The sequence below is a fragment of the Anaerococcus tetradius genome (genome assembly GCF_947087635.1).
GTDB lineage: Bacteria > Bacillota > Clostridia > Tissierellales > Peptoniphilaceae > Anaerococcus > Anaerococcus tetradius.
Genome location: NZ_CAMUDP010000016.1, coordinates 16,420 through 37,147 on the forward strand (window position 1 = coordinate 16,420; position 20,728 = coordinate 37,147).

20 protein-coding genes and 2 other annotated features are annotated in these 20,728 nt (G+C 32.8%); all 20 genes read right to left on the minus strand.

All coding sequences use genetic code 11. The features are described from left to right. Positions 1 to 91: 91 nt before the first annotated feature. The 20 genes from P6936_RS06250 to P6936_RS06345 all read right to left on the minus strand — a co-directional run bounded on the left by P6936_RS06250 (position 92) and on the right by P6936_RS06345 (position 20,716). Positions 92 to 1,294 carry a dicarboxylate/amino acid:cation symporter gene (locus P6936_RS06250; protein ID WP_060929476.1) on the minus strand — a complete coding sequence of 401 codons (1,203 nt, stop codon included), beginning with the start codon at positions 1,292 to 1,294 and terminating at the stop codon, positions 92 to 94. A 306-nt stretch (positions 1,295 to 1,600) separates the two neighbouring features. Next, entirely contained in the window at positions 1,601 to 2,539 is a 939-nt protein-coding gene (locus P6936_RS06255; RefSeq protein ID WP_004835850.1) for an L-lactate dehydrogenase, read from the minus strand. A gap of 75 nt (positions 2,540 to 2,614) precedes the next feature. After that, entirely contained in the window at positions 2,615 to 4,390 is a 1,776-nt protein-coding gene (locus P6936_RS06260; protein WP_276881140.1) for a phosphatidylglycerol lysyltransferase domain-containing protein, read from the minus strand. Continuing rightward, on the minus strand, positions 4,387 to 5,094 hold the full coding sequence (locus P6936_RS06265; RefSeq protein ID WP_276881141.1) for an alpha/beta fold hydrolase: 708 nt from the start codon (positions 5,092 to 5,094) through the stop codon (positions 4,387 to 4,389). The genes P6936_RS06260 and P6936_RS06265 overlap by 4 nt, the downstream gene beginning before the upstream one ends. 80 nt (positions 5,095 to 5,174) lie before the next feature. Beyond that, positions 5,175 to 5,888: an ABC transporter ATP-binding protein gene (locus P6936_RS06270; protein WP_004835846.1), complete on the minus strand. Its 714-nt coding sequence runs from the start codon at positions 5,886 to 5,888 to the stop codon at positions 5,175 to 5,177. Beyond that, complete coding sequence (locus P6936_RS06275) at positions 5,885 to 6,670, minus strand: ABC transporter ATP-binding protein (protein WP_004835845.1); 786 nt, start codon at positions 6,668 to 6,670, stop codon at positions 5,885 to 5,887. The genes P6936_RS06270 and P6936_RS06275 overlap by 4 nt, the downstream gene beginning before the upstream one ends. Then, positions 6,660 to 7,637 (minus strand): branched-chain amino acid ABC transporter permease, encoded by a 978-nt coding sequence (locus tag P6936_RS06280; RefSeq protein ID WP_004835844.1) that lies wholly within the window; start codon positions 7,635 to 7,637, stop codon positions 6,660 to 6,662. Before P6936_RS06280 ends, P6936_RS06275 begins: the two co-directional genes overlap by 11 nt. Position 7,638: 1 nt before the next feature. Next, positions 7,639 to 8,526, minus strand: a complete 888-nt coding sequence (locus P6936_RS06285) for a branched-chain amino acid ABC transporter permease (RefSeq protein WP_004835842.1) — start codon at positions 8,524 to 8,526, stop codon at positions 7,639 to 7,641. 13 nt (positions 8,527 to 8,539) lie between these two features. Continuing rightward, complete coding sequence (locus P6936_RS06290) at positions 8,540 to 9,694, minus strand: ABC transporter substrate-binding protein (RefSeq protein WP_276862013.1); 1,155 nt, start codon at positions 9,692 to 9,694, stop codon at positions 8,540 to 8,542. A 54-nt stretch (positions 9,695 to 9,748) separates the two neighbouring features. Next, positions 9,749 to 9,993, minus strand: a binding site (T-box leader). Between the two features lie 142 nt (positions 9,994 to 10,135). Next, on the minus strand, positions 10,136 to 11,302 hold the full coding sequence (locus P6936_RS06295; protein WP_276881142.1) for an ABC transporter substrate-binding protein: 1,167 nt from the start codon (positions 11,300 to 11,302) through the stop codon (positions 10,136 to 10,138). Positions 11,303 to 11,356: 54 nt separating this feature from the next. Next, positions 11,357 to 11,578: a binding site (T-box leader), on the minus strand. A gap of 170 nt (positions 11,579 to 11,748) precedes the next feature. After that, a complete protein-coding gene (mgtE, locus tag P6936_RS06300; RefSeq protein ID WP_004835838.1) occupies positions 11,749 to 13,074 on the minus strand; it encodes a magnesium transporter in 1,326 nt (441 codons plus the stop codon). Positions 13,075 to 13,242: 168 nt separating this feature from the next. Then, entirely contained in the window at positions 13,243 to 14,493 is a 1,251-nt protein-coding gene (gene pepT / locus P6936_RS06305) for a peptidase T (RefSeq protein WP_276881143.1), read from the minus strand. After that, a complete protein-coding gene (locus P6936_RS06310; protein WP_276881144.1) occupies positions 14,490 to 15,176 on the minus strand; it encodes a YjjG family noncanonical pyrimidine nucleotidase in 687 nt (228 codons plus the stop codon). Before P6936_RS06310 ends, pepT begins: the two co-directional genes overlap by 4 nt. Next, complete coding sequence (locus P6936_RS06315) at positions 15,173 to 15,811, minus strand: Maf family protein (protein WP_276881145.1); 639 nt, start codon at positions 15,809 to 15,811, stop codon at positions 15,173 to 15,175. Before P6936_RS06315 ends, P6936_RS06310 begins: the two co-directional genes overlap by 4 nt. A 2-nt stretch (positions 15,812 to 15,813) precedes the next feature. After that, positions 15,814 to 16,593: a gamma-glutamyl-gamma-aminobutyrate hydrolase family protein gene (locus P6936_RS06320; protein WP_276881146.1), complete on the minus strand. Its 780-nt coding sequence runs from the start codon at positions 16,591 to 16,593 to the stop codon at positions 15,814 to 15,816. Between the two features lie 171 nt (positions 16,594 to 16,764). Further along, a complete protein-coding gene (locus P6936_RS06325; protein ID WP_040349179.1) occupies positions 16,765 to 17,181 on the minus strand; it encodes a DUF2871 domain-containing protein in 417 nt (138 codons plus the stop codon). Then, the gene (locus tag P6936_RS06330) at positions 17,162 to 17,842 is read right to left on the minus strand and encodes a hypothetical protein (RefSeq protein WP_276862020.1); all 681 of its coding nucleotides are present in this window, start codon (positions 17,840 to 17,842) and stop codon (positions 17,162 to 17,164) included. Before P6936_RS06330 ends, P6936_RS06325 begins: the two co-directional genes overlap by 20 nt. A 59-nt stretch (positions 17,843 to 17,901) precedes the next feature. After that, positions 17,902 to 18,456 carry a TetR/AcrR family transcriptional regulator gene (locus P6936_RS06335; RefSeq protein ID WP_276881147.1) on the minus strand — a complete coding sequence of 185 codons (555 nt, stop codon included), beginning with the start codon at positions 18,454 to 18,456 and terminating at the stop codon, positions 17,902 to 17,904. A 70-nt stretch (positions 18,457 to 18,526) separates the two neighbouring features. Continuing rightward, complete coding sequence (locus tag P6936_RS06340) at positions 18,527 to 19,195, minus strand: TIGR02206 family membrane protein (RefSeq protein WP_276881148.1); 669 nt, start codon at positions 19,193 to 19,195, stop codon at positions 18,527 to 18,529. A gap of 177 nt (positions 19,196 to 19,372) precedes the next feature. Further along, positions 19,373 to 20,716 (minus strand): GTPase family protein, encoded by a 1,344-nt coding sequence (locus P6936_RS06345; protein WP_276881149.1) that lies wholly within the window; start codon positions 20,714 to 20,716, stop codon positions 19,373 to 19,375. Positions 20,717 to 20,728 lie beyond the last annotated feature (12 nt).

The following is a 20,728-nucleotide window of genomic DNA, read 5'->3' on the forward strand; positions in this document are numbered from 1 at the left end:
TATATATGTAATAATTATTTTAAATATGTGTGAAAAAATATAATATGAGCGGAAAAATAGAACTCAAAAAGAGTTCTATTTTAACTTGTTATTATGCTAAATCTTTTATATATTCTTCGTTGGCAGCTGGATCTAATTTAAATCCATTAATCTTGTTTACTAAACAAGCTATTGCAGCATCACCAGAGATATTGCAAGCTGTTCCGAAAGAATCTTGAGCAACATATAGGGCAATAATTAAAGCTGTCATAGGCTCAGTAAAGCCAAGCATTGATTGCAAGATACCTAAAGCTGCCATAACTGCACCACCTGGAACGCCAGGAGCTGCTACCATTGTTACACCAAGCATTAAGATGAATGGGAACATATGATGTAGGGTAACATCTGCTCCTTGAAGCATTAGTATAGCCATAGAGCAAGAAGTTAGTGTAATAGTTGATCCAGATAGGTGGATTGTAGCGCAAAGTGGAATAACGAAGTCTGCTATACCCTTGTTTACACCCATCTTGTAGGTTTGTCTTAGAGTTACAGGGATGGTAGCTGCAGATGATTGAGTACCTATAGCTGTCATATAAGCTGGGAAAATTGTTTTAATTTTCTTAAATGGACTTCCGCCACCAGCAGAGCTTGCAATAGAATATTGAATTAATATTGTCAACCAATGAAGTATTATAACCATTAAGAATACTTTTGAGAATACTTTTAATACTTCAGCAACTGTTCCTTGATAAGCCATATTAGCAAAAATACCAGCTATGTGAATTGGCAACAAAGGAATTACTATGTTTGAAATAAGCTTGGTAATAATGTCTGAGAACTCATGAACTGCTTTTTTAAGGACATCTCCCTTAACTGCAGCTATACCTACACCTAGGATGAATGACATAATAAGTGCTGTTGTTACACTAAATATAGGATCCATTGGAGATGTAAAGAATGGTTCTAGAACTTTACCTGTGTTTTGTTCAGGGTTGAAGTTGATTGCACCTTGTTTAATAAAGTTTGGTAGTACAAAACTTCCTGTGAAATATGTAGCAGTACCAAAAGTTATTGTTGACAAATAAGCAATACCTGCTGTAATAGCTAGTGTCTTTCCTGCTTCACTTCCCAAATCAGCTATTCCTGGGATTACAAAGCCCATGATTATTAATGGAATAACGAAGTTTAGGAAGTTACCAAATAAACCGTTAAAGGTTATAAGAATTCTAACAATAACAGCTGGTCCAAAAAGACCAAGAATAATACCTAAAACGATGGCTATAATTAGCCTTGGCAATAAACCTATTTTTTTCATTTTATCCTCCTAAATAAATTTGATTCTATGATCAATTTAATAATATCAAATATACGTTTTCATGTCAACTAAATTTTTTATATATTAATGCATGAACTTCTATTGCAACTGTTTTGATACTCGTTATCATAGCTAATCTAAGCTTGTTAGCCTTATTCGTGATAACGTTTTACCTTTAATGAGATATCCAAAAAAAGGACTACTGCCCTAAAGCATATTTTATCAATAAAACTAGCTAATCTATTTAGTGAAAATTAGCTTTCTATAAATAAAATATGCTTATTGTGCAATAGTCCCAGTTAATATTTATTTGAAGGATCTATCTATGATTTCTTTTAGAGTCTTGTAAGAGGAATCCATTCTTTCCTTTTCTGTATCAGTTAGTGGAATTTCAATTACCCACTTAACACCATCCTTACCTATGACAGTTGGTACACCAATAAAGATATCCTTTAAGCCATATTCGCCATCAAGGTAAGAAGATGTTGAAAATACTCTATTTTCATCATTTATAATTGATTCTACTATTCTTGCAAGGGCCATACCTATACCATAGAAGGTAGCTCCCTTTCTTTTAATTATTTCATAGGCTGCATTTTTTGTCTTTTCAAATGTTTCTAGTAAGGCTAGTTCATCAACCTTGCTATGAGACTTAACCCATTCATAGATAGGAAGTCCACCAATATTTGTGTGAGACCAAACAGCAAACTCGCTATCACCATGTTCACCTAAAATATAGGCATCAACACTTCTAGGATCAATTCCTATAAGGGAAGCTATTTCCTTTTTAAATCTTGAAGAGTCAAGGGTTGTTCCAGTTCCTATAACCTTGTTAGCAGGAAATGATGAATATTTCCATGTAGCATAGGTCAATATATCTACAGGATTGCTTGCTACTAGGAAAATTCCATCGAAGCCTGAATCGACAATTTTTTTAATCATGTCTTTGAAAATCTTTAGATTTTTATCTACCAAGTCGAGTCTACTTTCCCCGTCTTTTTGTGGTATGCCTGCTGTAATAACCACTACTTCAGCATCACGGCAATCACTATAATCAGCCTTATAAATAGTTTTTGGCTTAGTAAAACTTAATACATCTGATAAGTCCATGGCATCTCCATAAGCCTTATCTTCATTTATATCAATTATTCCGATCTCTCTACCTATGCCAAGTATTGTGCTTGCATAAGCAAAGGAGGAACCTACAGCTCCATCTCCAACTAAAATAATTTTGCTATCTTTCATAAAAACTCCTTTATATCCGATTGTTTTAATAGGATATATTTACTATACCTATTCTATACCTTGTTTGAAAGAGGATTACCTATTTTTTGAATTTTTTCTATCAATTAAACTTAGGGCAATTAGAGAATATAGGAGCCAATTCCCCTTAGCGTAGGCCATGTATTTAGGAATCCAATCAGAAGCATATTTTTGCTTGTAATTCCTTAAACCCTTAAATGAATAAAATTTATTGCCATGTTTATATACTAAATAAGCCATTCTTTCAGTTAGGTATGCAGATTTTATTATACCAACATTTGATAGAGGAGCCATACCAAGATTAAAATATTTGTAGGCATTTTCTTGACCATGAATAAATAAATTCAAGAATAAGAAATCCATCATAGAATTAACATTTTTATCCATATCATAACGCATCAAATCAATGCTTAATACCTCGCTATTTTTGTCAGGCATAATATTGGTAAAGGCAGTAATCTCTCCCTTGCTATCGACAACTATTGCGATTTCAGATTTTTTTAGATAATCCCTATCAAAAAATCCCAAAGAAAACCCCTTCTCTTCCCTTCCATCTAGCCAAGAGTTAGAAATTTCTTCTAATTTATCCAAAAAATCATCTAGGTAGGGAGGTCTTACTATTTTAAATTCATAGCCGTCTTTTTTAAACCTATTTAGTATGTTCCTTTCTGTGGATTTTTTGCGTCCAGCTAAAGAAAACTTCTCTAAGTCAACTAAAGCATTTTCTCCGAATTTCATAAAGTCATAGCCATAGTCATGGAGATTTAGTGTAAATTTCTCCCCTACTTCATAGAATATTGGCCTAAGACCTGATTTTAAGCAATTATTATTAAAACTATATAGGGCATCTGCGATGTCCTCTTCCTTCCCAAAGGGCTCACCCATTACTATAGCCTTGTTATTAATTAGTCCATATTGGAAAGCCACTGTTTTTTCCCCATCTTTATTCTTATAATAGTAAATGTACTTATCTCTAAGATAAGCCAGGGCTGCTGCATTAGACTGTTTAGATCCATATTTTACTAATAAATCATCTAAGTCAGAAAGATTAGAAAAACTCTCTAAACCCTCAGCATTTTTCATATATGAAAATATCAATTTTGATGCCAATATCAATAAAACTACTGCAGATATTAGAAAAATTAGTCTAAGTCCAATAGTATAAGCCGGAAAGCTTCTTCTCTTATTTATATTGATAGCATAGAAGAAATAAACTAGTGATGATACAAATATATCTAAGCTTTTTTCTTCCCAACTATATATAAATCTCTTCTTAAATAGGAGGTCTTTAGTATAGTAACTAACACAAATAAACAAAAGTATAGGAAGAACCGACATTAAATTTTCTCCTATAAAAACTAGGTATATAAAAGAAAATATGGTTATTACAAGCTGTAATTTTAAAGATTTTTCTTGTTTATCTAAAGATAGTTTTGATAAAATTATAAAGCTATATCCAATTAGCAAATAACAAGCTAACAAAAGCATGGTTACTGCAAGCACCGTCTTTTTGTAAGTAAAACAGTCTTCAAAATAATCGAAGGCAAAAACAGATGCTATTATATATAAACCATATATGAGCATGAGTAAGCTATTAATCTTTTGGATAAATTCTTTGCTTGTTTTTAGTGCATACTCACCATACTTATCTTTTATATCTAACAAAAAGTCCCTAGATAGGTAAAAAATTCCAGCTGATAATAAAAGTCCCATGATCAACACAAAAATATTTGCATGCCTATCTCTTGTCGCTTCTCCTATAATAAAAAGAAGAAGTCCTAAAAATATCAAGGATAGGAGAATTCTAAGTTTTTTTCTATTTAGCAATTTCATTTCTTATCTTCCTCCATAAAATCTATTATAAGCTTATTAAACAAGGCTGGATTTTCTCTACAGAGTTTGTGTCCAGATTTTTTTACTACTATAAGTTTAGAATGATCTATATTTTTTGCAATATTTTTTACATGATCAACTCTAATCAAATCCCTTGAGCCTACAATTATTAGTAGCTTCTTATCTATTGTATGTAGGTCATTTTTCGTAACTTTAAGATCTTTTAACAGTAGAGCTGCCACTCTCTTATTTCTCTTAAAAAAAGGTAAAATATTCCAGAAAATATTCTCGCTAATGCTTATAATTTTACTTATTAGAGTAGTTCCATCAAATCTAGTATTTGGAGCATTTAAAATAAGTTTGTCAACGAGTTGTGGATAATTTAGGCTAAAGACTAAGGCAAGATTTGCCCCATCTGAAAATCCTAATATACTAGCCTTTTTTATATTTAACTTAGCAAATATTTCTCTAAGGTCTCTTGCCATAAGTTCAAAACTTAGCTTATCCTTAGCATTATCACTCCTACCATGATCCCTAAAGTCAATTAAATAGAGGTGGAAATGTTTGGACAATTCTCCTACATTATATTCAAAAAAAGAACTATCTCCTCCGTTTCCGTGAAGAAGGAAGAGATTTTCACCCTGACCCATTTGCTCATAAAATATATTAGTCTTATCTTCGAGTTCTATTATTCCTTTTTCCATAATAACCTCTTTATATAATTATACCTTAATAAAATTATTTAATTTAAAAAGTGCCACAAGGGCACTTATTAGTAAGGATATCATATTCCAAGGTAGGCAGCTTTTACGTCTGGGTCGTTTTTGAGCTCTTTTGCATTTCCCTCTTTTACTATCTTGCCAGTCTCAATTACATATCCTCTATCAGCTATGTCTAGGGCAAGTTTTGCATTTTGTTCTACAAGAAGGATGGTCCTACCTTCTTCTTTTAATATCTTTATTGTTTCAAATATTTTTTCTACAAACAAGGGTGAAAGACCCATAGAAGGTTCATCCAAAAGCAATACTTTTGGTCTTGTCATCAAGGCCCTGCCCATGGCAAGCATTTGTTGTTCGCCTCCAGAGAGGGTTCCGGCTTTTTGTTTCCTTCTTTCTTTTAATACAGGGAATAAATCATAGATTATATCAAGCTCTTTCTTATCATCTTCAGTTGTTGCATTAACTGATACTCCACCAAGCATTAGATTATCTTCTACACTTATTCCTGCAAAAACCCTTCTACCTTCAGGAACTTGTGCTATTCCCATCCTAGTCCTCTTGTAGGCCTTTAATTTTAAGATGGAATTATTCTTAAAAGAAATATCTCCATCCTTAACAGGCAATAAGCCTGAAATTGCTTGAAGGGTTGTAGTCTTTCCAGCTCCATTTGCTCCTATCAATGATACTAGCTCACCTTGACCAACTTCTAGGGATATACCTTTGAGGGCGTGGATATTTCCGTAATATACATTCAAATTATCTACTTTCAAAAAACTCATTGAGTACTCCTTCCACTTCCTAAGTATGCTTCGATTACTTCTTCGTTGTTTATAACCTCTGTTGGTTTACCCTTTGCTAGAATTTCGCCATGATTTAGAACTACGAGTTTTTCGCATATACCCAAGACCAAATTCATATCATGCTCTATTAGCAAAACTCCAATATTTGTTTTATCTCTTATCATTTTTATTGATTCCATCAAATCTTGCGTTTCAGTATCATTCATACCAGCAGCAGGCTCATCTAGGAGTAATAATTTTGGCTTTGTAGCCATAGCTCTTGCTATCTCTAGTTTTCTTTGAGCTCCATATGGAAGCGATCCTGCAAAGGCTCTGAAGTATTTATCCAAATCGAAGATTTTTAAAATCTCCCTAGCTTCTTTACTCGCTTCTTTTTCTTCTCGCCAGTAATTTGGAAACCTAAACATACCAGTTAATACAGAATAGGTCATATATTGATTCATAGCAAGCTTAACATTATCCAATACTGTAAGATTATCAAAAAGTCTAATATTTTGGAAAGTTCTTGCTATACCTTCCTTTGATAGCTTATCAGGTCTAAGACCATTTATTTTTTTATCTTCAAGTAAGATTTCTCCTTCTGATGGAGTATAAACCCCAGAAAGCATATTAAAAAGGGTAGTCTTTCCAGCTCCATTGGGACCTATAAGTCCTAGCAATTCCCCATGCTTCATAGTGAAATTAACATTATTTACTGCCTTAAGTCCCCCAAAGGAAATGCCTAAGTTATTAATAGTAAGTAAATCATTATTATTTGTCATCTTCTACATCTCCTTTCTTATATTTATCCATCTTTAGGAATTTCCTAATAGAAAATTCTTTTCTTCCTAGTAAACCTTGTGGTCTAAAAATCATAACTAGAATCAAAATTACTGCATAGATTACCATTCTCCACTCAGCTAGTGGACGTAATATTTCTGGTAGGATGGTCAAGCCAACTGATGAAATTATCGCACCAGTAATTGAACCAATTCCCCCAAGAACTACCATAACAAGATAGTCAAAGCTCTTGTTGTAATTAAAAATATTTGCTGCAATTACTCCAAAACTTTGAGCGTATAAGGCTCCAGCAATTCCAGCAAAAACAGCTGATAAGGTAAAGGCAAAGGTCTTATATTTTGTAATATTTATACCACAAGCTTCTGCTGCAAGCTCATTATCTCTGATGGACAATACAGCTCTTCCATGTCTTGAATCAGCGTAGGTAAATATCAAGGCGATAATCAATACTGCCACAAAGAAGAATATAGCGAAGCTTTTTATAGTAGGAATACCTGCCATACCTTGAGCCCCGCCTGTTATATTCATATTTTCTATAATTACCCTAATAATCTCTCCAAAAGCTAAGGTTACTATAGCTAAATAATCTCCCCTTAGTCTTAAAATAGGAAGACCTATAAGGATTCCGAAGAAACCTGAAACAAGGGCTGCAAGCACAAGGCTAATTACAAATCCTAAAGGCCCACTTGCAAGACCAGTTTTAAGAAATATTCCTGCAGTATAAGCACCAATTGCCATAAAACCTGCATGACCTAGGTTAACTTGCCCTAAAACTCCTACTGTTAGATTTAGGCTGGTAGCCATAATAATATTTATACAAATAAGTATTAGGATGCTTTCCCAATACCTAGAGATTAAGCCCGAATTCATCAATACTTCTAGGATAATAAACAAAGCTAGAACTAAGAGGGTTGTTATAATATATGAAAGTTTTTTTTCCTTTGACATATCACACTTTCTCCTTTTCTAATTTACCAAACAAACCTGTTGGATGAACTAATAATACCAAAATTAAAACCATAAACACTATTGCATCGGCGTAAGCACTTGATAGGTAGGCTCTTGTCAAAACCTCAATCATACCTAAAATCATTCCGCCTATAACAGCTCCTGGTATAGATCCTATACCTCCTAGGACTGCTGCTGTAAAAGCCTTAATACCTAAAATAGAACCCATAAATGGTTGAATCTGTGGATAGCTAGATACATATAGGACAGAAGCAATACCTGCTAGGGCTGAGCCTATTGCAAAAGTCATTGTCATTACTTGATTAACATTAATTCCTACTAATTCACTTGCACCATAATCTTCGCTAACTGCAAGCATTGATTTACCATTTTTAGTCTTATTAATAAACAAGTGCAAAATATAAGTTAATATTATAGTAGAAACTATGGTAACTATTGTAGCAAGTGATAAGTGAATACCAGCAAATTGGATTGAAAATTGTGGAAAAATTGCTGGTATTGGTTTAGCTGATGATGTAAATAATTTTACAAATAAGTTCTGTAAAAATAAACTTACTCCAATAGTTGTTATTAATAGTGAAACTGGTGAAGAGTTTCTTAGTGGTCTATAAGCAACTCGCTCTACAGTTATTCCTAATACCGTACAAACTACTACTGCTGGTATAAAAGTTAACCATAGAGGTAGACCTGCATTAAAGGCTGCCGTTTGAATAGCAAGGGCTATAGTATAAGCGCCAACCATTATTACATCACCATGGGCAAAATTTACTAGCTTGGCTATACCATAAACCATGGTATAGCCTAAAGCTACTAGAGCGTAGATACTTCCTAGTTGGAGACCATTAAATATCTGTGTTATAAAATTCATATTAACTCCTAATCTATCTTGGATTAATTATAGAATCGAATCTATATTCTCCTTTTTCTATTTTCATAATAGAAGCAGCTTTTTGAGGATTGTTGTTTTCATCAAACTTAAACTTTCCTGTGATTCCATCAAAATCAAGATCTTTTATAGCCTTAATCCTATCCTCATTGCTATCAGATTTAGCTTTTTCAAAAGCTTCTTTTATCATATAAACTGTATCAAAACCAAGTGCTGAGAAAGCAGTTGGATCTTCTTTGTATTTTTCTTTGTATTTCTTTACAAAGTCACTGACCTTAGGACTAGTATCTTCTATAGAAAAGTGATTGGTAAAGTAAGAATTTTCGATTACTCCCATACTTGACTTATCCATGGTTTTTATAATTCCATCCCAACCATCGCCACCAATAAAGCTTGCCTTAATTCCAGCATCTCTTGCCTGTGGTGTAATCAAAGCTAATTTTTCATAATATTCTGGAAGCAATAATACATCTGGCTGTTTTTTTGAAATACTTGTAAGTTGTGCTTTAAAGTCAGTGTCGTTTTCTCCATATGACTCCTTAGCGACTATCTCTATACCAAGTTCCTTGGCCTTTTTTTCGAAGGCATCTGCAATTCCTGTAGAATAATCAGAAGATGAGTTAGTCATAATGGCAGCAGTCTTAGCTTTTAGCTTATCCTTAGCAAAAATCGCCAATAGATTTCCTTGGTAAGGATTGGTAAAGCATGTTCTAAAGACATTATCTTTAGAAGCAGTAATGCTTTCTTCTGTACCAGTTGGTGTAATAACAGGAATACCGTCCTTTTGACTAGCTTCTGCAATTGCGTTAGATGGGGCTGAAGTATTAGTTCCAATTACAGCACTTACACCGGATTCAACCAACTTATTATAGCTTGTTACCGAATCAGTAAGCTCTCCCTTATCATCCATAGAATCTAGAACTATCTTCTTTCCTTTTATTCCACCATTTTCATTAATCTCATCTATAGCCATCTTTATACCATTAACAGTTGAGATACCATAGTTAGAATATTGACCAGTAAGTGGGAAAGTTGAACCAAGCTTAATTTCTGAATCCTTTTGGCCACCCTCATTAGCCTTAGCTCCACAAGCTGTAAATACAGCTACCATCATTGCAACAATTCCTACATTTTTGATTTTGTTTTTCATTTTTTTCCTCCAAATTTCGGTAGAAAAAAACCCCCGTCTCTTTCTACCATAGGTAGAAGAGACGAAGGGTATTATTATATGTATTTAAAACCATCTCCGCGGTACCACTCTTCTTCATCGTTCGATGCACTCTGCTCAAATTAATGAATAACTCTATAACGGGAGTTCCCGGATATGCCTACTATTATTTCAGCATTCGGCTTGGTGGCTAGTTTCTAATAAATCATTTAGTATCTTCCAGCTAACGATACCTCTCTGTAAAATAAGTTTATTATACTGCTCCACTTCATTGCTTTTTATGATTATAGTCCCCTAATTTCGATTTGTCAATAGGATTTTCATATAATAATACCAAAATTTGTATAATTTTTATTTTTCTTTTTAAATTACTTCGTAATCTTCATTTTCCAATATTTATCGAACTACTTATTCAATCTTTTTTTATTCTTTAGCTTCAACTTCTGAATCAAATTTATACTTTCCACCATCTATTTTGATGATTTTAGCAGTTTTTCTTGGGTTATTATTTTCATCAAATTTGAAAGAACCTGTTATACCATCAAATTTGATATTCTTTAATGCCTTTACGACTTCATCCCACTTAGTAGTCTTTGCTTCTTCTACAGCTTGTTTATATAAATAAACTGTGTCATAGCCTTCAGCTGCGAAGGTAGTTGGATCTTCTTTATATTTTTCCTTGTAGTCTTTTATGAATTTTTGACATTTTTCTGATGGATCATCAAGACTGAATTGGTTTGAGAAATAAGAACCTTCTACATCCTTAAATGATGATTGATCCATTACTGATAAAACACCATCCCAACCGTCAGCTCCCAATAGGGTTGCCTTGATACCTGAATCTCTTACTTGAGAAGATATTAGGGCTACTTTTTCATAGTAGTCAGGGATTAATAATACATCTACATTTTCAGATTTTATCTTTGTAAGTTGAGCCTTGAAGTCTGTGTCATTGTCGCCATAAGATTCATCTGCAACAACTTCCATGCCTGCCTTTTTAGCTGTTTCTTTGAAGACATCAGCTACACCCATAGAATAATCTGACGATTGATTTCTTAGAATAGCTAGCTTTTTAGCCTTTAATTTATCAGCTGCAAAATTAGCAAGCACTTCACCCTGGAAAGGATCTGTAAAACAAACTCTAAAGACATTATCTTTTCCTTCAGTAATATTAGCCTGAGTTCCAGTTGGTGTTATGTAAACAATCTCATCTTTGGCTGCAGATTCTGCCATAGCAAGAGTTGGTTTAGATGGAATTCCGCCTAAAATAGCATTTACTTTATCTTCCATTAGTTTGTTATAATTTGTAACAGCTTCTGTAATCTCGCCCTTATCATCAAGACCTGTCCATTCAACTTGTTTGCCGTCTATTCCTCCATTTTTATTTATTTCATCTATAGCAAGTTGGATACCATTTTGGCAAGTCTTACCATAGACTGATAAAGGTCCAGTAAGAGGTCCAGAATTTCCTAATTTAATAACCTTACTATCTTCACTTGCTTTACCATCAGAAGCCTTATCTTTATTTCCGCAAGATGAAAATGCAAACAAGGCTATAAGTGCCATTAATCCAAATTTTTTCTTTAACATATTAATTCCTCCTATTTTATTAAGAAAAAACCTTCGCCTGCTCTAGCAAATAGCCAAAGAGACGAAGGAAAACAACTTCGCGGTACCACTCTTCTTCATCGTTCGATGCTCTCATATCAAATAAATGAATAGCCCTATAACGGGAGCTACCGGATCAATCTACATATCGAATGTCAGCTTAATGGTGATTTTCATTACGACTTTCTAGTATCTTACAGCAAGCGATACCTCTCTTAAAAAAAAGTCTAAATTACTCTTCCACTTCATTGCTTTTTCTTGTTAGTTGTATTATAGCACCTATTTTTTTGATGTCAAATTATTTTTCATTTATTTTTATAATTATTTATCTACTTTTATTTAAGCATTGATTTTATGAGCTTTTATAATTTATAAAAGTTTTTATATTTATAATTATAAGAAAAGACCACGAAATTCGTGGTCTATAATTACAAACCTAACATCAATGAAGCTACTTCAAAATAGATTAACAATACAAGAGTATCTACAATTGTTGTTATAAGTGGTCCAGCCATTACGGTTGGGTCTATTTTACATTTTTCAGCTATAATTGGTAGGATTCCTCCCATAACTTTAGAAAATATTATTGTCAATAGAAGGGTAAGAGATACGGTAAGATTTACAGCTATGGCTGCCCTATCCATTATCATCAGCCTTAGGAAATTTACAATAACTAAGATTAATCCAGTTATGATTCCTATGCTTGCCTCCTTGATTATAACTTTAAAGAAATCTTTGATGCCAATCTCTCCACTGTAAAGTGAAGTGATTACTGTTGTAGAAGCTTGACTTCCTGCATTACCACCTGAATCCATCAGCATAGGTATGTATGCTGTTAGGACAACGGCACTTGCCAAAAGATTTTCATATCTATGAATTATGAAGCCTGTCATAGTTGCTGTTAGTAGACATATTATCAACCAAGTTGTCCTAGCCTTAGCAATTTTGAAGCTAGATTCGTTTAAGTATGATTCTGATTGATCTGAAATACCTGTTATGTTAGAAATATCTTCTTGGAACTCATCATGAGCTACATCAATTACATCTTCTGCTGGTACTATTCCTATTAGCCTATTTTCTGAATCAACGACTGGGACTTCTCCTAGGTCATATTTGTAAGATAGTTTTGCAACGACCTCTTGGTCCTCATAGGGACTTACTGTTGCACTTATACTTGTCAATAGCTCATTTAGACTTTTGTCTTGGTATCTTATTATATCGGCTATATAAACAAAGCCCAAAAGGACTAAGGATTGGTTGGTTATCCATATTTGTTCAAGCTTTTCTGCATCGAGCTGTGATGCCATGATTTTATCAAGGGCTTGTTTAGGGGTTAAATTTTCTTTCACTGATAGGAAGTTTACAGTCATTATCGAACCGACAGATTCTTTAGGGTAGCCCAAAAGTTCATTTACAACTTTCCTTCTGTCCTTATCAATGTGAAAGTCCATTAATTTTTTTGTGATATTAGCAGGTAGCTCTTGTAAGGTATCTACTAATTCGTCTTCGTCTAAGTCTCTTACCAAATCCTTAATGCTAGATTCAGAAAGAATATTTACTATTCTAGCCTTATTTTCAGGCCTTAATTCTGTAAAAGTATCTGCTAATAAGTCTTTATTTAGTAGCTTTATCCAAATCGCCACATCTTTTTCTGGAAGAATTTCAAGTTTATCTGCAATATCAACAGGATCCATCTTGTTGATTGTCTCTTTAATCTTCGCGAGTCTTTCTACGTTATAATTTTTTTCGCTCATTTATACCTCCATTAGCTTTTGCTAATCGAGGCTACAGACAAAGTATCCCCAATTAGCTATTTTGATTTTAAGCCTCAGTTTGGGCCCACTTTTATCCATATTTCCTCCTAAAAACATTTTGAGTTACTTTCTTAATATACCCTTTTTGCAAATAAATTTCTATGTTTTTCATATTCTCATTAAATTAAGGGTTACAAGAAATGACTTATAAAAAGAATTCATCGGCAAAAATTCTTTGTTTGAATGAAAATTATGAGCTCCAGTAAAGTAATTAGGGGTTAGTATATTTCTAGTTGAAAGATATGACCCATCTGTTCCTCCCCTCATAGGAATAATTTCTGCCTTAATTTTTAATTTTTCGAAAGTTTCTTTAAGCTTATCTATAGCTACATGGTTCTTATCATTTACTGAATCTATTATATTTCTATAGACATCTTCAATTTCTAATTCAATTTTAGCTTTTTTATAGCGTGTTTTAAGGATTTCACATATATGTCTTAAATAATCCTTGCTTGCTTCGAATTTTTCCTTATCGTGGTTTCTTATATTCAACTTTATTTCACAATTAACAACATCAGAGTTTATATCTGTAATCCAAATATAGCCTTCTCTTTTTTCTGTATGTTCTGGCGTCTTAGCCCTATCAAGCATTGAAATAAAATCATGGGCAATCATGATTGGATTTACTAAATTTCCCTTACTAGCCATAGGATGGGCACTTACGCCTTTAATTTTGAGCCTTCCGCTTGCTGCATTAAAAGTTTCATAGACAAGCTCTCCTAATTTACAGCAATCGATAGTATAAGCAAAGTCAACATCGAATTTATCAAAGTCAATTTTTCTAACTCCCCTAAGTCCTATCTCTTCATCAGGAACAAAGGCAATAAAAATTTCTCCATGACTGATACTAGGATTTTCTTTAAGATACCATAGGGCTGTCATGACATTAGCAATTGCAGCCTTGTTATCAGCTCCAAGAACAGAATTTCCGTCAGTTACGATAATATCATCATTGATATAATTAACCAAATCTTTTTCATCTTCTACTTTTATTCTAATATCTTCTGTGCTATTTAAAATAATATCTCCACCCTCATAATTTCTTATAAGACGTGGATTTATTTTATCACTTAAACCGACATCGACAGTATCTAGATGACATACCCAAGCTATTTTTTTTGCCTTATCCCCATCAATACCCCTAGGCTCAAGCCTTGCTTGTAGAACAGAAAACTCATTAATATTTATATCTTTAAGACCCAAATCCCCAAGCTCCTTAGCAAGTTTCTTAGCCAAAAGGACTTGCCCTGGACTTGAAGGAATTTCAAGCTTATCTTCATTAGATTGACTACTTATGCTAAGATAATTTAGGAAGTTTTCTAATAATTTTTCCTTTATAATTTTTTCATCAATATTCATGGCAATATTTCTAAGACCTCCTTAAGGTTTTTTATCTCATAATCAAAGTGGATGTCTTTGTTAGCTTCTAAACAGTCAGGATTAAACCAGATGGTTTTTATTCCAGAAAGATTACCACCTAGGATATCAGATGTCAAGGAATCTCCTATAATCACATACTCGCTCTTATTATTAGACCCTATCTTTTCAAAGACATAATCAAAAAACTCTGTACTTGGTTTCTCGAATCCTATTTGCTCAGATATAAATACACCCTTGAAAATCTTATCTAGTCCCGCTCCTTCAAGTTTTCCCCTTTGAGCTATAAGAGAACCATTACTAGCAGCATATTGGTCATATTTACAATTAAGGCTAATAACTGTTTCATAGGCATTATCATTAAAAACATAAGTTTTACCTAGATTTTTTTGGTAGGAGATATTAAAGTCTTTAGCAAGTTTTGTGTCAATATTATACTTATTAAAAAAATCTTTAAATCTTCCTTCCAGAACGTCTATCCTACTTACTTCTCCCCTTTCGAGTGCCTTCCAATATTTGTTGTTAATTGCCCTATAGTCTTTTAGCATCTCGGAAGTAATATTACCAAGTCCATATTCTAAAAAACAGGCCTTAATTGCATTTTCTTCTGCTAGATGGAAATTTAGAAGAGTTCCATCTATATCCCACAAAACATACTTTATCACTTATATCCTCCAGAAATTCTTCTACTTAACTCACTTACAGGTAGACCAATTATAGTATTGATATCGCCATTGATATAAGAAATAAATCTTGGATCTAAGTCCTGTATCCCATAGCTACCTGCCTTATCGCCTACATTTTCCTCAATTAGATAATCTTCGATTAAAGGGTCAAGTTCCTTATAATAATCACAAAATCTCACTTCAGCTAGACTGAAAAATACATCGAGATAAGATTTTTCCCTTAGGCATACCGCACTTATTACATAATGACTTTTGCCAAAATAAGACATAAACATTAATCTAGCTTCTTTAAGGTTAGCTGGTTTTCCATAAATCTTATCTCCCATAAGAACCATAGTGTCTGATGAAATATATAAGTTTTTCTCTTTTAGAAATACATGAGATTTAGCCTTGGCTATTTCACAGCAGGTCTTGCCTGCCCTAAGCAAAAAAGAATCATCAGCGTATAAGTCCATAAATTTCTGTTGTATTTCTCTTTCATTAATTTCTATAGAGCAAACATCTGGCTTTAGAAAATTAAGCAAGTCCCTTCTTCTCGGAGACTTGCTCATTAGAATAACCTTATCAAATTTTTCTATCTTCCCTACTTTTTCATAATCATAGATATATTTCATCGTTAATTTTTTCCTGCATCTGAATTTTTAATAAAGTCCTTTAACAATCTTTTCGACAAATCATTTTCTTCGTAATTAATCTCTGGATGCCATTGAACCCCTATCATATATGGATAATAAGGATTTTCAATAGCTTCTATCAAACCATCGTCACTTCTAGCACTAACTGTTAAGCCATCTCCTAAATCTTTTATACCCTCATGATGGTAGGAATTAACTTCCAGCCTATCGCTTCTTGCAATTTTCATTAATCTAGTATCGGGACTTATGCTTATATCATGGTAGGCTAAGGTATTGTCCTTATTTCTATGACATATCTTATCAGAAAATTGTTTAGCAATGTCATCATAAAGGCTACCGCCATAATAAATATTTATTAACTGCATCCCCCTACATATTCCAAGAATAGGTTTTTGTAGACCTATACAATAATCCAAAATAGAAAGACTCTTATCATCATCTTCCCTACTATATGTTTCAACAAGGGACCTATCTCCTCCATATAAATCAGGATCAAAATCATTACCACCAGCAAAAATAACCCCATCGCAAGAATCGATTTTTCTTTTACACATATCAAGGTCCATCCTACTTGTATCAATGTCATTTACAATTGCCCTATTATCTTCAATGGCTATCTTGATGTCACTAATATTTTGATTATTGTGGACAATGCCTATAATTTTATGTGGAAAGAAATTATCTCTAATCATAATAAAAGCGAGGACTACTAATATTAAAAATAGAGATATTTTAATAAATTTAAAAAATTTGCTAATCATCCTCTCCTCCTTAATCCTTTTTTTATTTTAACATATCATGAAGAAAAATAAAATAGGCTTTTCTTTCAACTTTATTAAATTTGTTCTTTAATTTATTCAAGTTTGATTTTAACATTTAAATCAAATAAGCAAAAATCCCAGCCAATTTAAGAGCTGAGATTTTTGAAATTATTAATCAATTTTTTTCATTTTCCTTAATTCAAACAAGCTTAATATTATAGAAAGAGCTAGAATCGTATGACCCAAGCCAGCAAGGCCAGAAATCGTTGCATTTTGAAAATTTGTTAAGTTTACATATAAAATTTGAATTATTCCCCTTGTCATCATCATTATTATGCTTAATATTAAGCCAAAATTATAATAAATTAGGTCCTTATCTATTTTAGGATTTTTCTCAAAATCAAGATTAAATGACAAGAGGTATATAATTAGATAGAATAACATTCCTAACACAAATACATGGGGGTGGACTTTTGATAAATAAGTCCTTCCTTCAAACTTCATTACTTTTGTAAATTCCCTATAGAATACTCCACTTGCCATAGCAAAAAGAGCGTAATATATCGATTTATCTAAGTACTTTTGCATCTTCATTCTCCTTATTCATAGAAAAATATCCAATCAAAATCGTCCATACATAGGCCAAGGTTTTTGGAACCATCAAAAATCCAATGAGAGGATAAATATCTTCAAGCAAAACCACTGGTATATAAAAGGCAAAACTTAGTATTATAGTTAAATACATAAATCTAAAATTATGATCCCCTCTTTGCCTTGCCATCTTATAAAATAAATATATTATTATAAGACCTAGGATAAGGAAGGGAATATTTCTGTAAATTCTCCATGACAAAGGACCACTTCCATTGAACCAATCATTTTGGGGAAATATACACAAACCAATCCTTAGAAGTGCTAAAAGATAAACTAACAAAGTTAAATTCTTACTTTTGAACTCGTACCTTTTAGCCCATACTTCATACAAGAGCACATAAAAAGCTGTCATTGTTATAGATGTAAGTAACTTTCCAAAACCTAAAGCAAATTTATAGTTACCAAGCCCTGTCGTATTTAGAGCAATCATCCTAGGAATCAAATGAAAGCTATCTCCACCTGCAAGAGTAATAGCCATTATCCCAAAAAGGAAATACTGACTATTCCTATTTTCTTTATAAAGCATCCTAAGACCAACAAATGTTGCTAAGGACAAATAACATATATCAAATATAGTTTCAAATATCTTTTGCATAAAATCTCCTTTCGAACAATGTTCGGTTAGCCTTAATTAAAAACCGACTATCCAGTCGGTTAATATAATATCTTCTCTATAGTTTTTATTAGAAACTCAACAGGCCTATGAGTTAGCAAAATTGTGATTATATTTGCTAGTATAAATTCGGCAAACTCCTCTTTTGTGAAGTTATCATCAAATACCGAAGCCTTAATATTCTTGTCGTTGATAAGAATTTTTACTAGGTCTTTTTTGAGATTATCAAGGAATTGTCTCATAACAAGCCTTGCCTTCTCATCTTTCTTAGATGAAAAACTAATAGAATGTATGCTTAGAAAGTTAGGATATTTTTCCATTCCTTGCTTGATATTTAAATGTATTGAGCGAATATAATCGCTCATATTTGTAGTTTGTAAATCAATCTGATCAATCTTAAATATATCTTCCCATACGCTTTCTATGCTTGCAATCAAAAGATCATCTTTTGATGGAAAATAATAATACAAGGATCCGATAGCAAGATTGCTAAGGCTTGCTACCTTTCTCATATTGATAGCTCCTATGCCTTCACTCGCTATTAGTTGTCTACAAACTTCCAAAATCATAGATTTAGATTCATATTTTTTGGGCATTATAAATCCTTCCCTATCGAACTTTGTTCGGTATCATTATATGTGCTATTTTCGCCTTGTCAATATAAATTTACTTATTAGGGCTAAGTTTTCTAAATAAATTTTGTAAGGAATTTATAGTTATAATCATCAGTGCACTAATGCTAATAAGAAGCACTGGGCTTATTATGTGTAAGCCTAGATTATCAGGTAGCTTTGATAAATAACCGTAATTTGAGCCGATAATTGTATTTAAAATGCTTACTATCACATTCATAATCATAGTTATTTTGATTATTGTATTTACACTAAGCTCTTCTCTCTCGCTTAAAAGAAACATTAGACTTGATCCTATTAACATTGAATGGGCACATACATATGTCAGATTTGTTATGTGTGGCCACATATACTTAGATGGGTCTGGTATAGAGTAGGCGACTAATGGGCCTATTACGCCAAGATAAGCAAAATAGCTTGCTAGTTTATATTTCTTAGTAAAATAAGATATTGGTAGCATAAAGGCTGCTATTCTACAATGATAAAGTGGTAGGCCTTCAAGCAAAAATAAAGACTTATCCATAGAATACCAAAATATTAATGCAAGCTCAACTAAAACTACTAAAAATAACTGAGTCTTGAGTAGTTTTTTCTTTGATCTAAACCAATAAATAACAAATAAATATACCAGCAGAAGAATCCAAACTCCAAACATATTTATATTTGAATGTGGGTCTGGATTGTGTCTAAAAAAATATTCCATAACTTATTCTTACCTCAAATTTGCTTAAACAAGCTTATAATTGCAGATATTTATCCTAGCTAGATATAAATTCTATGCTAAGATCAATTATCAATAAAAACAATTATACTTGTCTTTCTTATAATTTCCTAGAAAATGTTCTTTTTCTATATAACTTCAACTCTAAAAAATTTATCCTCAATTCTTCTTAGTCTTTTCCTTCTTAATTTTATTCCTTAGTTCTTTTTTAACTTTCTTTATATCTATGCCTTCTATATAATAGTTTTTGGCAGCTTCCCCTATGGCTTTAGTTCCAAAAGCTGCAACAGATGCACTTACCGCACTACCGGCTGTTATTGAAAAAATATTAAGAAATTTAGATAATTGTTGGGCTGAAAATCTAAAGATATTAGCAGCAATTCCTACTCCCCCAATAGACATTATAAATTCTTTGGAACTTTTAAGCGAAATATCTCTAGCAGAAAGTCCAGCTATTAAAGTAACCAGGACAACTTGCAAGGCAAAAAGAGGATAGAGGTCAGCAACTGGTATAGGAGTTAGAGCAATAGTTGCAGAAAAAGCTGAGAAAATCTGGGTAAGCTTATCTGCTAAATCTCCCATTATCTTATCCATTCTACAAGCAATCCTAAGTCCCATTACCGCCTTATAATCTACTATAGCATCCTCAAGGGCATCAATTAATTCGTCGATTTTATATCTACCGTCAAAGGCAAGCTCTAATCTTTCTAAATCCTCAATAGCTAAGTCATTTATCCTATCCGCATCTATAAATTCATCATCCAACTTCCAATCCATTAGAGAAGATACTGCTATGATACTTTCAAGCTTTAAATCTTCTTTTTTGATAATATCGCCATAATAGCTAACTACTTCATTTATATTTTTTGTTTTGCTAAGGGGATATTGACTCGGATCTTTAAATCTTGAAGGAGCTAATTCGTCAACCTTATTGATTATACAAATTACAGGTAGTTCCACTCCACTATTTTTTTTATAATCTTCACAGAGACTTTTGATAAATCTCACATCCCTTCCTATATCATCTCTATGACTAGCATTTAGCATAAACAAGCATAGGTCAGGCAAGAAAGCTCGAAGCTCTTTTTTTATCATCTCCTCTGCTGATATATTATCATCAAGAGCAAGAGATTCAGATAAACCTCTAGTATCTAGTATCTGCAATAGGATTTGATCTTCTTGTTTATAATCATAGATATCTACCCCCCTAGTTTGAGCATAGACATCATTTACTGGTGCTAAATATCTACCATTGATAGCATTAACCAAAGAGCTTTTCCCAACTCCTGTCCTACCTATAAGAAAAAACTTTGGTGGCCTATAGCCTTCTAAGTCCTCAATAATTTTCTTTAGCTCTTCATCTCCTAAGACCAAATCTTTAATTTGATCTTTCATAGCACTTGGAAGGGCCCTAGGTAGAGAATCAAGAATTTTTTCTAGATTTCTATAAATTTTTTCTATTCTATTGATTGTGTTTCTTCTATCATAATCCCTATTAGTCATTATAACTCCTAA

Coding starts and splice junctions, on each gene's coding strand:
- P6936_RS06250 (WP_060929476.1), bottom strand. CDS start 1,294: ATGAAAAAAATAGGTTTATTGCCAAGGCTAATTATAGCCATCGTTTTA.
- P6936_RS06255 (WP_004835850.1), bottom strand. CDS start 2,539: ATGAAAGATAGCAAAATTATTTTAGTTGGAGATGGAGCTGTAGGTTCC.
- P6936_RS06260 (WP_276881140.1), bottom strand. CDS start 4,390: ATGAAATTGCTAAATAGAAAAAAACTTAGAATTCTCCTATCCTTGATA.
- P6936_RS06265 (WP_276881141.1), bottom strand. CDS start 5,094: ATGGAAAAAGGAATAATAGAACTCGAAGATAAGACTAATATATTTTAT.
- P6936_RS06270 (WP_004835846.1), bottom strand. CDS start 5,888: ATGAGTTTTTTGAAAGTAGATAATTTGAATGTATATTACGGAAATATC.
- P6936_RS06275 (WP_004835845.1), bottom strand. CDS start 6,670: ATGACAAATAATAATGATTTACTTACTATTAATAACTTAGGCATTTCC.
- P6936_RS06280 (WP_004835844.1), bottom strand. CDS start 7,637: ATGTCAAAGGAAAAAAAACTTTCATATATTATAACAACCCTCTTAGTT.
- P6936_RS06285 (WP_004835842.1), bottom strand. CDS start 8,526: ATGAATTTTATAACACAGATATTTAATGGTCTCCAACTAGGAAGTATC.
- P6936_RS06290 (WP_276862013.1), bottom strand. CDS start 9,694: ATGAAAAACAAAATCAAAAATGTAGGAATTGTTGCAATGATGGTAGCT.
- P6936_RS06295 (WP_276881142.1), bottom strand. CDS start 11,302: ATGTTAAAGAAAAAATTTGGATTAATGGCACTTATAGCCTTGTTTGCA.
- mgtE (WP_004835838.1), bottom strand. CDS start 13,074: ATGAGCGAAAAAAATTATAACGTAGAAAGACTCGCGAAGATTAAAGAG.
- pepT (WP_276881143.1), bottom strand. CDS start 14,493: ATGAATATTGATGAAAAAATTATAAAGGAAAAATTATTAGAAAACTTC.
- P6936_RS06315 (WP_276881145.1), bottom strand. CDS start 15,811: ATGAAATATATCTATGATTATGAAAAAGTAGGGAAGATAGAAAAATTT.
- P6936_RS06320 (WP_276881146.1), bottom strand. CDS start 16,593: ATGATTAGCAAATTTTTTAAATTTATTAAAATATCTCTATTTTTAATA.
- P6936_RS06325 (WP_040349179.1), bottom strand. CDS start 17,181: ATGCAAAAGTACTTAGATAAATCGATATATTACGCTCTTTTTGCTATG.
- P6936_RS06330 (WP_276862020.1), bottom strand. CDS start 17,842: ATGCAAAAGATATTTGAAACTATATTTGATATATGTTATTTGTCCTTA.
- P6936_RS06335 (WP_276881147.1), bottom strand. CDS start 18,456: ATGCCCAAAAAATATGAATCTAAATCTATGATTTTGGAAGTTTGTAGA.
- P6936_RS06340 (WP_276881148.1), bottom strand. CDS start 19,195: ATGGAATATTTTTTTAGACACAATCCAGACCCACATTCAAATATAAAT.
- P6936_RS06345 (WP_276881149.1), bottom strand. CDS start 20,716: ATGACTAATAGGGATTATGATAGAAGAAACACAATCAATAGAATAGAA.